The sequence below is a fragment of the Pseudomonas sp. CH61 genome (assembly GCF_059429415.1).
The window spans coordinates 5,589,878-5,603,562 of sequence record NZ_CM182098.1; the positions used below are offsets into that span (position 1 = coordinate 5,589,878).

The window sequence follows — 13,685 nt, forward strand, 5'->3', positions numbered from 1 at the left end:
CTCACTTCCCTGTTAATCAATCTTCAAATGTTTAGGCTGAGGGTTTTACGATGACTCAGGTGCGCCGCACTTCAGCTCTTTGATTTGCTCATTCTGGATCGGTATCACACAAGCGAGCCGCTTCTCTCTTTCCCCACGAAGCTCGAACAAGCTGAGCGTCAGGTGTAAACCATCAGAAGCGAACGCATGATCCTCAAACACCGCACTGGCATAGCCATCCCAAAACGACTTGCCCTCGAAACTGCAGAACCGCTTGGACGCCAGTACTCGCCAATTGCCATCGGGCGCGAGAAGCTGGACATTGAGGCAAGGGTTGCCAAACGTAGTGACGTAGCGAGCTACCACATCACCGAAACGTTGCGAGGCCGATGCAGAAACCTTGGCCACATCGACCACTTCACTCGGGCCGTCAGGCGCAATCGCATCCAGGTAGGCGGCACGCTCCAGACTCATTCTGGTGATGCACTTATTGAGTACTTGGGAATAAGCCTGCGAACCGGGTGCGACAGCCGTGGTTTCGAGGGGGCAGGTGGTGTCACGCAATTTGATCCAGGCACGTTGCGACTCTTTGGCAGCGGCCATATTTGTCTTGGTCAGCTCCGGTTCGGGGCTGGACTCAAACCGCGACATCAGTTTTTTGTAGCTGACATTGAGTCGTGCGTCGGCATTCTTACGGTCGGCCTCCAAGCACTCATCGTATTGCCAGCTCACGTTGATGACTTTGCAGGTGTCCTCGGCATGCGCGATTGATGCGCACAGCGTTCCAAGAGGCAATGCGATAAAACGGACAATCCTGTTCAATTTTTCATTCCCTGATGTGCAGTTCGCTCAATCACTCTTTGCGGAATTTTCTGCGCCTTACCGTCGGCGCTCATCGCGTCGCGGTACTCGCGGTAATAACGCTGCGCTTCTTCTTTCCGATCAAGGCGCCAGAGTGAATCGGCGATGTTCAACATCAGTACCGTGCGTTTACCAACGGCCTCAACGCCGCGATAAAACTTCAGCGCCAGCTCATCTCTACCGCCCTCGGCCAGATAAAAACCCAGATCGTTGTACGCCTGAACATTTTGCGCCGGGGGATGGCACGCCATGTAGGACTCTGGACTCAAAAAAGTCAGGCTCGATTCGATGGAGTCAGCGCGGGACTGCGCAGCTTTGATGGTCGAGATATATTTCAACCAGTCCTTCGGGGACTTCGTTTCCAGGCTAGGTGTGAGGACTTCGCCATCTTCCGAAAACCACTGATTACCCACCCATTTGCCGAGACAAAAACGAGGGGAACGCTCGGCCAGCACGCAACCGGTTTCCATGGAGATCACATCGCAATGCTGTTGCGACACGAGTTTTTCTTCTTGATTCTCGTCCGACAACATGCCGAAGACCACCGGGTCGAGCAATAAGGTTTTCTTGTCAGGACTGAGCCAATCCGAGTGCCCATCAGCGCCAACATCTGCACTGAAGAGCGGGAAGGTTTTGCCGTTGGCGGTGAACCATGCGGTCGCCGAATCCACACCGGGCATCGTCCATTTTGTCGCTCTAAACGTCACGGTGTGCCCATCGATACCGACTATTGGCGGGTCCTCGGCAAAGGCACTTGTGGCGGCAAGAAAGCTGCCGATCATCAACACCCACTTAAGGCTGGCCATAGACGATCCTCTTCACCGCCGGGCTTTCTGACATTAACTGTCTCTTCGTAACGCCATAGGCCTTGATCAGCTCGTCCCGAGATCCCTTCGAGCCAAAATGAGCGCTGGTTATTATCGAAGCTGTATTGCTCCAATCGCCCTGCTGTCGAGTAATACCCGTGCCACTCCGCGCAGGCACCACAACCGCCATAGCCGCCTATCGAAACAAGACTGCCCTTGGTGCCTTCCACGCAATCCATCGCCACAACAACATTGCTCAACATGTTCGTCTTCGCACCGTCGGAAGTGAGTTGTGAAACTTTGCTGATATCGCGACGAAGCACTTTGCCGCCGATGTTGATGGTTTGGTCAGAGCAAACCGGGATGACGTGGGTTTGCGCACCATCCACCGTCACCGATCGGCAGGACGACACCAACACCACTTCAACACCGCCGCACTGCATGACATCGCGTTGGGTGTAAGCATCCGTCGGCGTGGCGAAGGCTGGGGAAGAGAACAACCATGCCAGGCTCCCGGCGAACAAAAGCTGATTCATCGAGAAATCCTTTTCGCCGTTAGCCGGCCTGTTGTTCCGCCAAGCACTTCGCATAGCCGTCCGCAAACTTGGCATCGAATGACAATGCCACTGGCTCCTCCAACTCCGCCGAGCTATTGAGCAATACACGGGTAGCCGGGGTGTATTTGATCCAGCCGATCGTGCCGGTGCCGTCGGTGTCGAAGAACAACTGAGCGCGCACTACTTCACCGTCGTCCTCGTCGATCAGCAGGTTGATGTTGTCCTTGCCGACATAACGAAACGGAAAATCGCTGCTCCTGACAAGCTCAGTAAGGTAGCCGTAGCAACTCCCTTCACTGGCAGTCGCGGACAGTGAATGAGGTAATAGCGAAAGCGCAATCAGCGCAGACCGAATGAAAAACCGGTTCATCCACTCACTCCTCATCCATCGGCGACGATTCCATGTCGGTCATGCTCAGCAGTCGAAATTCATTGTTCACAAACTCGTAGAAACGGTCCCGGTTAACGCTTTCCAACGCATTCCCCTGCGCATCTTCTTCACCGTCGAGCGTGATGCCGGAGACGATGATCAATCGGCTGTCGGGTTGGTAAACCATGCCGAACGTGCTGCCGTCGTAAGCATTGGGCAGACCGCCAACCACTTCACCGGTCTGAGCATCCAGCACTTCGCCGCAAATTGCGCTGCCGCCACAGCCGAGCCTGTGAAGGATGTAATGGCCGGCGAAGTTGACCTTGCCTCTCAGGGCTTGCACCCGTGCCTGATCCATCATTGGGCTGCTGTTTTCTTGCGGCACCAGCTTATGGTTGGGGCCGGTGAAAACTGGCGTGACGGTGTAATCCTTGAAGGCTGGATCGGCAGCGAAGGCCATGGCGGTTGAAATTGCCAAGAGACTGCCCGCTACCAGTGACAGCCAGTTCATACGCAACAATAGTGTTTTCACTTCCTATCCTTCGAATTCATCAATTCCAACTCACCATCCCGATACAACACCTCACACCCCACCCACGCCGGATCCACCCGCGGCATCACCGCCGAAGGCTTGCGCAATTCGCGCAGCAACGTTGAACCATGGGACAAGCGACCACCCATCCGCGCAATCACAGCCCGCGCTGTTTGGTAATGCGCGTGTCGCCCCGGATCGAGGGTGTCTTCGAGCAGGATGTCGGCGCCGAGGATGCCCCGCACCTGCCCCGGATAAATCATGAACCCGGTGGCCTGCTCCGCACCTTCGCGACCGTCCTGCCAAAAGCTGCCATCGCGGGTGCGCACGTCGGGATGCGGCGCGAACCAATGTTCGCGATCCGCCAGTGGCATGGCGTGATGAAGCCGGAAGAAGATGCGCATGAGGTTGTCGCGATACCACTCGCGCACTTGCAGGTAGTAACCGCGCAGGCCCGGCAGGCCGGTCGAATGGGCGAGGCGGATCAGCCCTGACCATTGCGGGAATGGTTGTAATGGCAGCTCACTCGACGCGGGTCTAGGGGTGGCCGGATCGGTTTCCCAGGGCAATCGATGTGGACTGTTTTCTAGATTGTCGTAAGCGGTCGGCGGGCGGCCCATCCAATCACCGCCACTGCTGGCCAGCGCCGTGGCGATACACAGATTGCCTTGCACCACGAACACGTAAAACCGGGTGAACCAGTCTGCGAGTTGTTGACCATCGGCAGCTTGGGCGACGAGTTCGGCCAGTTCCTGATCGAAGCGCTGCAAGCCATTTTCAAGGTTCAGCAAATGGCCGCGAGCCTTGCGTTGCATACGCAAAAACAGCGGCAACGAACGCAGCATCTTCAGCGGTTGCCATGGCAAATGCGGAGTCGCGCCACCGACTTCACCGGCGTAGTTCGCGGCGCTGATGCCCCAGTCGGCCAGCCGGGCAAGAAACAGATCATTGTTGATATAGGACGCGCCGCCGAACACCGCGGTGAACGGCTCGTTGTCCTGCAACACTCGCGCATCCCAACGCGCCATGATCGCCGGAATACTCGCGGCTGCTCGGCGCTGGGCGTATTCCACCAGCACGCTCGGTTGCGGCGGCAGGATCTCGGCGATATTGGCGGCGGTCAGGTGGCGGCGCCAGCCGTAATCGCTGATCGGCCGGTATTGCAGCAGCCACAGTTGCGCGCCGTCCCAAGCCCATTCGACGTCGCCGGGCACGTAGTGAAACACGCGCAACACGTCTTGCAGAAAGTGCCAGAGCAGGCCTTCGGTCAAGCCATGGGACGGCGTGAACGTGCCGCTGCGCCACGCATCGCCAAGCCGCGAAAGCGTTGCCCGTGAGGGGCTGACGTGACCGTCGGCCAGCGATTCGAGATGGCCTTCAACCCACTCCAGTTCTACCGAGAGATGGCGCACAAAAGCGATCCCGGACACTACCGGCGCGATGAAGCGTTGCACCACCACTTCCTCGACACCTTCGGCCGTCAGTTCGGCGATGCGTTTCGGCACATTGGCGGTCGGTTCGCGCAGATAGGTGGTGCTCAAACCGGCATTCGCCGAATCGGCCTGATCTTCGCCATAACTGGAGGAGCGCACCGCCCAGGTCACATCAGGTTGGGCAGCGAGAAATGCGGGCAGACGCAGGTCAGTGCAATCGTTGAGAGTCAGCGCCGTCGGCACCGGTTGCCGCGCCAGTTCAGCCAGGCGCAAACGCCCGCCCTTGGTGTGCGCGACAAACCCGCGCTCGCCCGACTCCAGCCACTCGGCGAATTCGGCGGGCGAGTCGATCCACGGGTAATGGCCCCAACCGGGCTTCAGGCTGATGGTCAGATCAGCGCGGGCGAGAATCGCTGACCATGCCGCCGCTTGCTCGATGCCGAGTACCGCGTCCTGATCGCCCCAGACCAGCTCGACCGGATCGGTGATCCACTCCAGCAGCGGCAGCGCGGTGTCGGCCCGCACCAGATCCCAATGCGGCACGAATGCCCGGCAGCGCGCATAACCGGCGCTCATGCGTTGGTACTGCGCGGGCGTCCAGGTCTGGTTGGAGAACTTGCGGGCGAACAGCGTGGGTTTGTTCGACAGCAGCCAGTGAATGGTCTTGCGGATCGGCAGCGGCGACATCAGTGCCGGCAACCGCCGCTGCCACAGAAACGCACCGACCGGCGCCAACAAAACGCTGCGGGAAAAGTGCCCGGGACGACGTTGCAACGCATGCAGCACCAGCAACGCATTGACCCCGACTGCCATGATCGCGCTGCCCTTCTGCGTCATCGCCAACAAGGTCTGCGCGTAGTCCGCCAGATCCTCGCAGGGTGGCAGCGGATTGGCGCCGAAGCCCGGCAACTCCAGCGGCACGACTTCGTAGCGCTGGAAGTGCGGCAGCGCGTCATCCCACCAATCGGCAGCGCTACCGTTGCCGGCCAGCAGGTACATCAACGGCTTGCTCATGAGCGATCCTCAGGTCAGATCGCGCAGAGCGGCGTCGAGGGTTGGATAGCGGAATGTGTAGCCAGCCTCAGTCAAACGCTGCGGCACCACGCGCTGACCGTCGAAGAACAACTGCGCCATCTCTCCCGCCAATGCACGCACTGGCGCGGCGGGAATGTGCAACCACACCGGGCGCCTGAGGACCTTGCCGACCTGCTCGGCGAACGCGGCCTGACTGACCGTTTCCGGCGCGACCATGTTGTAGGTGCCGCGCAGACTGTCGTCGTTGAAAGCCCGCGCGATCACCTGAAGCACATCGTCGCGATGCACCCAGCTCATGATCTGCTGACCGTCACCCATGCGCCCGCCGAACCCCAGGCGGAACGGCAGCAGCAACGGCGTCAACGCACCGCCGGGACCGAAGACCACGCCAAGACGCAGTACCACCTGACGCACGCCAAACTCCGTGGCCGGTTGCGCGGCGGCTTCCCAACGCGCACAGAGTTCGGCCATGAAGCCGTCGCCCTGGCTCGCGTGTTCGTCGAGGCTTTCGCTGGCATCACGCACGCCGTAGAAGCCGATGGCCGAGGCTTGAATCCATAGCGCTGGTTTGTGCTTGGTGTTTTTCAGCCAGGTCATCAACGCTTCGGTGGTGCCGACTCGGCTGGCGAGCAGTTGCGCCTGACGCTTGGGAGTCCAGCGCGGGCCGGCGACGGGTGCTCCGGCGAGATTGATCACTACGTCGAAGGTGTCGTCGTGGCTGAGTTCGCTGAGCGAATGCACGCAGCGGACGCGGCCGTTGAATAGATTGGCCGCGCTCAACGGATCGCGCGTCAGTACGCTGACCGAGTGGCCCGCATCGAGTAATTGATTGACCAAGGTTTCACCGATGAACCCGGTGCCGCCGGTGATTAGCACACGCTTGAAAGCGCTGCCGGCAAACGGGCTGGATTGGCTCGGTGCCTTTTCTGAAGGGGATTTGCGGCGGTCATGCCGATACAGCCAGAATAACGGCGGCACCAACACCAGCAACGCAAAACCGTCGAGCCACAGGTGCGACCAGACCTGTTGTTGCGCTGAAAGCCACATGTCCTGCGGCGCCCATAACAGGATGCCGGCGCTCAACCAGCCCCAGACTGCCGGGGTTTTCAAGCGATTGCCCAAGTGCACCAGCGCGAGCATGTACAGCGAATAACTTTGCAGCGTCGCGCCGAACAGCGCGAGCCACCAGACTTGTTGTTCGTGGCCGGCGGTGGGAACCGCATCAGCGCCCCAGAATGCGAGTTCGAGATTGTGCAGGTAGCCGTCGAGTAATCCGGAGTGACCGGCCCAGGTCAGGGTGAGGCCGGCGAGTATGTGCACGACTGCGGCGGCGTATAGCCAGAGCACTAACGCTGGGCGAAGGGAGTTCGAGGGGGCTGGCATTCCGTGTCCTGAGCGCATTCCTTGGGGGTGGGGAGTTTAAAGGAAAATCGCGGTCGTCAGATGCTCAAAAACTAAACGTTTTACCGGACGGATTCAGACTCAACGACTGCGAAAACGCATCAGACATGACCCGGCATTTCAGATGCAGTGACTGGCTTTGATCGGTTCAGCGCCCTGCGATCCCAATCGCCCCACGTTGAAGATGCCCACCTGATTACCTTTGTCAGCCGCCATTTGATAACAGGCTAACGCTCGGGACATATCCTTCGTTCCAAACTCGCCACCTTCGAAGGTCGAGGCCAGATAATTCATCGCGTCTGTGGAACCCATGGTGATCGCCCGAATGACCTGCTCTTTCGCCTGCTCGGGATGGAGGCAAGGGCCGTTATAGTCGGTGGAGTTTCCGACACAAAAAAACGTGGCATAGGCCAGCGCGCCACTCGGTATTTTCGAGGCCGCTTTGAACAGCGCCTCTACTTTGCTGGTTTCCAACTGGGATGCCATTTGAGAAAGACTCAGGCTTGCCGCCGAAAGACTTGCCTCTGCATCACCTGACTCCGCAGCACATACATAATTTTCTAGGGACGCTTCAACCAGTTCCACCGTTAGAGGGTATTGCTCAAGCAACCCAAGCCCACCTAAAGCTTCAGCACGCTGATCACAGAAGTTCTCGGCGCGGCTCATTCCTGGATTACGTGTTGCGACAAGATCCTTCTCACTGATCGACCAATCCTCAATCCCCTCAAGCACCCAGCACGCCTGACGAGAGAAGTTGAAGATTTTCACATTGCTGTTACCTGCCCTCTTATCCACCACATTGACGTGACTGTCATCGACCTCTTCGATTTCGACTCCAAGTGTCTTGCCGGGCGTGATTGCAGCCATCAGCGGATAGTTGAAAGTAGCTCCACTGACTCCCGAGGTCGAAGGCTCAAAGGTACTACGTTCCTTTCCCGCCACCGGTTTCAACACCAGCGACTTGACCGTCATCGCCGTGAGACGGCGTTGTGATTCGCTGTTGGCGGAAAACGCTGTCAGGAAAGGCGCGAACTCCTCCGAGGGGCAAGCGTCGCTGGTCGGTGCCGTCGAAGCGCTCTTATCGGATGCAAGCGCTGGGACAATCTTGTCCAGATACGCCGAACGCTCGCGACTCATTCTGGCGATGCACAAGTTGCTGACCGCCACGTAAGCAGGCTTACCCACCTCGATCTCGAATGCCTCCAATGGACAGTTCGCGTCGCGCAATTTCAGCCACGCACGTTGCGACTCTTTAACCTTCGCCGCGTACTCCGCAGCCAACGCCGGATCTGCTCGATAGTCAGACTCAAGTCGCGTCATTAGCTGCTTGTAACTGACATTCAACTGCGCATCGGCAGCCTTCCTCGCCGACTCCGAGCAGGGCACCATTTCCAGGCTTGAGGTGACATTGCGGCAGTCGTCCTGCGCGTAGGCGGCTGAAGCCGGCAGCAGTACGGCCAGAAGGGTTAAAACAAAACGGTTCACTGTGTTCATCCTTGAGTCATTCAGGTTTTGCGTTTGGTGAATCGGGTGATGCATTGCTTGGGTATGTTCATTTCCCAGTAAGTGCTGAGCAACGCCTTACGTTTTTTGTCGACGCGCAGGTTAACGAAGCCATCGCCGCAGTCCGGCTGCAACTCTTCGAACGTGCCGGTTTTGGCTTGGTAAATGAATACCCGGTAGTAGTGGTAAGTGCCCATGCCGTCATCGAGTTGCCAGATCGCGAAATCCTTGGCGCCGTCGAAATTGAAATCGTCGAACTGCATGTGGAGTTCATTCTCGGCTTCAAAATCGATTGTCCGCGACTCGCTTTGCGTTTCGCTTTTAACCGCGATGTTCAGCTTGGAGCCTTCGAGAACCAGCGTTGCTTCAACGCCTTGGGTTGGGCTGAACGTAGCGATTTCGGCTAGCGACGGGATCGTCCACAGCAGGCCCAGCAGTGATAACGCTAAAGTTTTGAAATGCATGTACTCGCCCTATTCCCATTTGCATCCGGACTCCGGAGAGGAGTCGATGCCGGTATTGATTCCGAAGCTGTACACCTTGCCGCTGGACTGCTTTGTGTAAGACATCGAGACGATCTGTGAGCCTTGAGTTATCAACTCATAAGTGCCCGTGACCTTCAAACGCTTTACTTCACTGCTTGTTCTTGTCCGGAGCCATAGCCAATTGACGCGCTCGCTCTATCGTCGCGCGGATCAAGCAGGAGTTCGACCATTCCCCAAACACCGATTTATACGATTTCGCCTCAGGCAGACACTCCGCATCGCGAAACTTCATCCAGGCTCTTTGGGTTTCTCTCAGCTCTTTCTGTGCTTTTTCGTCCAACCGCTCCATGCGCTCCCGGTAAACCAGGTTGAGCAGTGCATCCGTATCCGTCACGACCAGATCAAGCGTCCCACTCGGCAAAGTTGGCCACACAACGTCCGCCAATGCCTGCTTGGTTTCGTTGTTCCAATTGTAGAAACCGTTCTCTTCAACTTTCAGCCGGGCAGACCGCCCATAATGATTGGTCGGATCGCTCTCGCTGACTTCCGATTGGTAAACAATTTCCAGATAGATCGGGTCACTTGAGCGCTGAGGATCATTCAGAAGCGTTTGCCGAACAATGGCGCGTTGCTTTTTGCTCTCGGTTATTTCAATCGAAAAGCAAGGATCCGGGCCGGGACGGTCAGACGATTTCACCCTCGCCAGACAATCTTTACGAAGGGCCATGGATGGAGCATCCGGCCCCCATCCTACGTCTACAACCCTCACGAGCAGTCGTATTTCCGGATCTTTGGAAAAATCCGCCTGAAGCACCGTTGCGATCATCGTGCCTTCCGCATGGGCGAGGGACGATAGCAAGGACAGTAAAAAAACGACGCCGAATCTGAAAATCTTCATTCCCTGATTTCCTTGAAAAACTATAAAAGTCTGCAATTCATACGATCTGAATTTGACCCACTCAACCTCAGAATCAGATACAGGTGTCCTGCTGTAAGACCCTTCCATTTTCTGACGCAACGCTTAAACAGAACTTACGATCCTCCGATCTTCTGCTAAACGGATGTCATGTTCGTCGGACATTTCCCGCAAGACGCCGAGCCATCCATGAACTATCCACCCCTCGCTTTCACCGCTAACCTTGATTTGTCACCGCAAAAAACGGTGACACGGACGTGCAAGTCCGGGTAAAAGACGACGCGCAACGTCATTGGTCGCTGATCAGGCATATCCCTGCTCGCGGTACCGACTGTATGGCGGCTGTGCGTGGGAGATCCTTCTTTCGAGAGCGATCTGCCGGGTCCGTCTGCCCGGTCTTGCACACCTGCGCACAGCTGCCACCTTAATTTGCGTGCAAGCGAACGGTGGTGGCTCCTCATATACAGACGGAGATACATCCATGTTCAAAGTGACGCCCAACCCGCCAGACAACACTGGTGCCCCCGCCGAAGAATCCCTCGACACTGCGACGCTCGACAAAGAAGCCGCCGACCGCGCCTTCGCTCACTACTTCCCGCCTACCAACGACAAACAGTCCAAACGCCGTAAAGGCAGACTCTTCACCGTCGCCAATGACATCGACTCGGAAGCCCTCCTGGCCAACGCCTCCGAAGACATGCTGTCCATCAGCGCCATCGCTGCCAAATTAGCGGACGACGTCGAAGGCTCAAACCGCTCGGTAGCGCTAGCCCTTAGCCGAATTGCCGATGGTGCGCAGATCATGGTGGAACGTGCTTTGGATGATCTGGAAGACCTGATTGCAGGAAAGGCCGCGAAAGCGTAAGGAGTGTGACCGGGACGGATTAGAAAACTAACCCGTCCCCTACTTTGCGCTCTCTTCTCAATTTCATTCGTTACTATCTCGATTCACCTTCATACAGCTTCGTTTCCGGATTAAAGCGCCAAATATGAGGGGTAGTTAACGGCTTACCATCCCTGTGCATAATTTGATCTTGCTTATCCCTGTTATAAGAGTAGATTTTAATATCTCTAAATAGACTATCTTTTGGATGAGTATCGAGAACCTTCACATCAGCAAAATACTCACCACCAACGTTTCTTAAAAAGCCACGACATTGAATTAGAAATTCATAAATAAAATCACCGCTCGACCCGGCACTTGAATATGAAAGAAAAATAAAATCTTTCACTCCGTCACCATTGATATCTTCACTAGTGACAACCTTTCCTTCCTCAATTGAAAATTTTTCATCTTCAATTCGAGAAAGCAAATCAAAATTACGTATATCTTCCGTCCACTGGGATAAGAAATATTTAGCACCATCTGCCGGAGCACATATATTTACAGGGGCAGCGTTGGCAGTATTCGCAAAAAGCGCGAGCACCCAGAAAAATCTCATTTAAACTATCCATAACGGGAGGGATTTATTTAAACATCTCACCAAAATCAAAGCCGCTGAGCGCATTAAAATAAACCTGCTCCCTTTTTTGGTTTCAGAGTACCTCTACCTTATTCAGACTCCCCCTCATACTTTTGAGAATCAGGATTGAAGTGCCAAATATGAGGTGTCATCAGAGGCTCACCACCTTTTCGCTGGATACTCCCGTTTGAGTTTCGTTTATAAGAATAAATTTTTATGTCTTTAAATACGTTTTTTTGCTCACTTTCCGGCTCCAGGACTTCAACTTTTGCAAAGTACGAAGCACCGAGTGGTTTAAGATAGCCATGACATTGAAGCAGGAAGCTAAACACTCGATCACCACTTGAACCAACGCCTGTTGACGCTTCAAAAATAAAATCGTCATTACCGTCATTATTCAAGTCACCGGCATATACAATACTGCCGTGATCAACTAAAAAGTCTTTTCCATCCTGCATTGACAATACTTTTGTCTTACTATTACCAAGATTCCAATCAGAAATAAAACTTTTCGAGTCTTGTTCTGGATTACAGATATCTCCCACAGAAGACCATGCAATTCCGGGTAGCAAACCAATCAATAGCAAAAAATATTTCATAAGTTACACATCCATAATGAAGGAGTTTCTGCCCGGCCGGACCGCACCTTGCGGAAGATTAGTACCATACTGAATCGCATTAGTGATGGAGTCGTTCAGAGCAGCAAGCCGTCTCTGGATCTCATTGGTTAACAGCGTCTCATGCGTGTCCCCCCAGCTAGCAACTGGCAATGCCCAATTTACTTGAGAGTTTGAGTCAATTACAAATTGAATTGCCGGAACAACGAGCGACGCGTTAGTAACAACAAAAGCGGGACGATATACGTGCCAACGGAGCAAAATAGCCACAGATTTTTCTGAAGTAAAAACCGCTCCGAGAGTGCTGACCACCTCATGTCCGGAAACTCTAAATTTGACCTCTCTATCCAATATCTTACTCAACCGAAGTTTTGTCAGCTTCCACATAGCTTTACGGTAGGCCCCGATGGTTCGACCCGCCATACTAAATCTATAATGCCAGTGCCATGTTTTCATATAATTCGCACCCTCCTTTGTAGTCGGCAACGCCTCAAAGTCAGTTTCAGTGCTAAGCTTAATCCACGTATTATATGTACGTACTCCAGGGAAATATAGTCCGGCCTCTCCCCACTGGAGAACGGTATCTAACCCAAACTTTCCGAAAGCCTTGTTAAAAACTTCAGGATTCAAATTTTTAACATATGCGATAAGTCCAGGCAATTCTCCAGGCGCATACGCTGAATTTGTCGTCGAAAATACCCCCATCGTCCAGTGACATGGTCCGGCAGACATAAGCGCATTATCCCAAGCGTTCAATACATCAAATCGCCCATAGCATTCAGCCTCAGCCACCACACGCATAGTTCGATATGTCGATATCTTGGCGCTATTCGCCTCAGCAGCGTTATAGGCAGAGTCATAAAGATTCAAGATTGACATTTCCGCCTCTGGCGACCAACTATGCTTCTTTGCCGTATTAGGTCCACCGAAACCGCCAGGCTCATAATACCCAAGAGTTTGATACTCTAGCCTACTATGTGTATCAGGATAGTCATAATAGCTAGTAAAATCCCTAAAAAACACTCGCGGGGCATTACTAGCAATACTATTATGCGCCCACAAATTGCATCCGTTGCTGGCTAGATCAGTTCGAACTCCGGCTGCAGTATTATTCCATGCCTCAACGACTACTGGACATCTGTAGTCATGGCTCAACCAATATTCAATTGCAGCTCGAGTAAGCTCGTTTACTACACCGCTTATTGGGCCGGCATAAATCGAAGAGTTAGCGACAGACTGAAGACTATCAACATAATAACTAACAGGACCGACTGTCTCACCGGTTACTGTCGCAGACTTTCCAGCCTTTGCCACTATAGATGCAGAGCTATCGAAATACACATCCATGTTATTAACTTTTACTGGAGAACCTGCAGAGTCCAATAGCAGTTGCCCTTTTTTTTCTTCTCTAACTTTAGCAACTTGCGCCATGGACGCATATATTTGAAATTCTCTGACTGCCCACTCAGTATGACTACCAAACCCTCCATCAGGTGTCCCCACAATGGAGAAGCCCAAAGTAATTAAGTCTTCCTGGAGTTTTCTTACATGCTCTGAAACACCAAGAGCTGCGCTAGTACCGAGAAATGCAGCTGCTGTTTCTGCAGTGACTAAAGATAACACTGGATTATCATTTCCAGCCCAACGAGGGGGCTTGTTTTGCTCAGGTTTTCCATCATGATCACCTCGACGGAGATCAAAATTACCGTAAATCATTGCTCATTCCC

14 protein-coding genes are annotated in these 13,685 nt (G+C 54.4%); 1 reads left to right on the forward strand and 13 read right to left on the reverse strand.

The window, feature by feature from the left end; all coding sequences use genetic code 11:
* Positions 1-45: 45 nt before the first annotated feature.
* The 10 genes from AC5SEM_RS25260 to AC5SEM_RS25305 all read right to left on the reverse strand — a co-directional run bounded on the left by AC5SEM_RS25260 (position 46) and on the right by AC5SEM_RS25305 (position 9,860).
* A complete protein-coding gene (locus tag AC5SEM_RS25260) occupies positions 46-801 on the reverse strand; it encodes a lysozyme inhibitor LprI family protein (protein WP_495471504.1) in 756 nt (251 codons plus the stop codon).
* Positions 798-1,646 carry a tetratricopeptide repeat protein gene (locus AC5SEM_RS25265; RefSeq protein WP_495471505.1) on the reverse strand — a complete coding sequence of 283 codons (849 nt, stop codon included), beginning with the start codon at positions 1,644-1,646 and terminating at the stop codon, positions 798-800. The genes AC5SEM_RS25260 and AC5SEM_RS25265 overlap by 4 nt, the downstream gene beginning before the upstream one ends.
* A complete protein-coding gene (locus tag AC5SEM_RS25270; RefSeq protein ID WP_495471506.1) occupies positions 1,622-2,182 on the reverse strand; it encodes a hypothetical protein in 561 nt (186 codons plus the stop codon). Before AC5SEM_RS25270 ends, AC5SEM_RS25265 begins: the two co-directional genes overlap by 25 nt.
* Before the next feature lie 19 nt (positions 2,183-2,201).
* Positions 2,202-2,573 (reverse strand): hypothetical protein, encoded by a 372-nt coding sequence (locus AC5SEM_RS25275; protein ID WP_495471507.1) that lies wholly within the window; start codon positions 2,571-2,573, stop codon positions 2,202-2,204.
* Between the two features lie 4 nt (positions 2,574-2,577).
* On the reverse strand, positions 2,578-3,033 hold the full coding sequence (locus AC5SEM_RS25280; protein WP_495473502.1) for a hypothetical protein: 456 nt from the start codon (positions 3,031-3,033) through the stop codon (positions 2,578-2,580).
* A gap of 68 nt (positions 3,034-3,101) precedes the next feature.
* Positions 3,102-5,552, reverse strand: a complete 2,451-nt coding sequence (locus AC5SEM_RS25285) for an alpha/beta hydrolase (protein WP_495471508.1) — start codon at positions 5,550-5,552, stop codon at positions 3,102-3,104.
* A gap of 9 nt (positions 5,553-5,561) precedes the next feature.
* Positions 5,562-6,956: a TIGR01777 family oxidoreductase gene (locus tag AC5SEM_RS25290; RefSeq protein ID WP_495471509.1), complete on the reverse strand. Its 1,395-nt coding sequence runs from the start codon at positions 6,954-6,956 to the stop codon at positions 5,562-5,564.
* A 138-nt stretch (positions 6,957-7,094) separates the two neighbouring features.
* The gene (locus tag AC5SEM_RS25295) at positions 7,095-8,459 is read right to left on the reverse strand and encodes a lysozyme inhibitor LprI family protein (protein ID WP_257356609.1); all 1,365 of its coding nucleotides are present in this window, start codon (positions 8,457-8,459) and stop codon (positions 7,095-7,097) included.
* Positions 8,460-8,479: 20 nt separating this feature from the next.
* Complete coding sequence (locus tag AC5SEM_RS25300; RefSeq protein WP_257356610.1) at positions 8,480-8,941, reverse strand: XAC2610-related protein; 462 nt, start codon at positions 8,939-8,941, stop codon at positions 8,480-8,482.
* A gap of 169 nt (positions 8,942-9,110) precedes the next feature.
* A complete protein-coding gene (locus tag AC5SEM_RS25305; RefSeq protein WP_257356611.1) occupies positions 9,111-9,860 on the reverse strand; it encodes a lysozyme inhibitor LprI family protein in 750 nt (249 codons plus the stop codon).
* 499 nt (positions 9,861-10,359) lie between these two features.
* Here AC5SEM_RS25305 and AC5SEM_RS25310 point away from each other — a divergent pair, with 499 nt between their 5' ends.
* Positions 10,360-10,743 carry a DUF6124 family protein gene (locus tag AC5SEM_RS25310; RefSeq protein WP_257356612.1) on the forward strand — a complete coding sequence of 128 codons (384 nt, stop codon included), beginning with the start codon at positions 10,360-10,362 and terminating at the stop codon, positions 10,741-10,743.
* Between the two features lie 73 nt (positions 10,744-10,816).
* Here the strand turns inward: AC5SEM_RS25310 and AC5SEM_RS25315 are convergent, their stop codons facing one another.
* The 3 genes from AC5SEM_RS25315 to AC5SEM_RS25325 form a co-directional block, all read right to left on the reverse strand.
* Complete coding sequence (locus tag AC5SEM_RS25315) at positions 10,817-11,320, reverse strand: hypothetical protein (RefSeq protein ID WP_476244045.1); 504 nt, start codon at positions 11,318-11,320, stop codon at positions 10,817-10,819.
* A gap of 110 nt (positions 11,321-11,430) precedes the next feature.
* Positions 11,431-11,940 carry a hypothetical protein gene (locus AC5SEM_RS25320; protein ID WP_476334907.1) on the reverse strand — a complete coding sequence of 170 codons (510 nt, stop codon included), beginning with the start codon at positions 11,938-11,940 and terminating at the stop codon, positions 11,431-11,433.
* Between the two features lie 3 nt (positions 11,941-11,943).
* Positions 11,944-13,674 carry a peptidoglycan-binding domain-containing protein gene (locus AC5SEM_RS25325; RefSeq protein ID WP_495471510.1) on the reverse strand — a complete coding sequence of 577 codons (1,731 nt, stop codon included), beginning with the start codon at positions 13,672-13,674 and terminating at the stop codon, positions 11,944-11,946.
* Positions 13,675-13,685 lie beyond the last annotated feature (11 nt).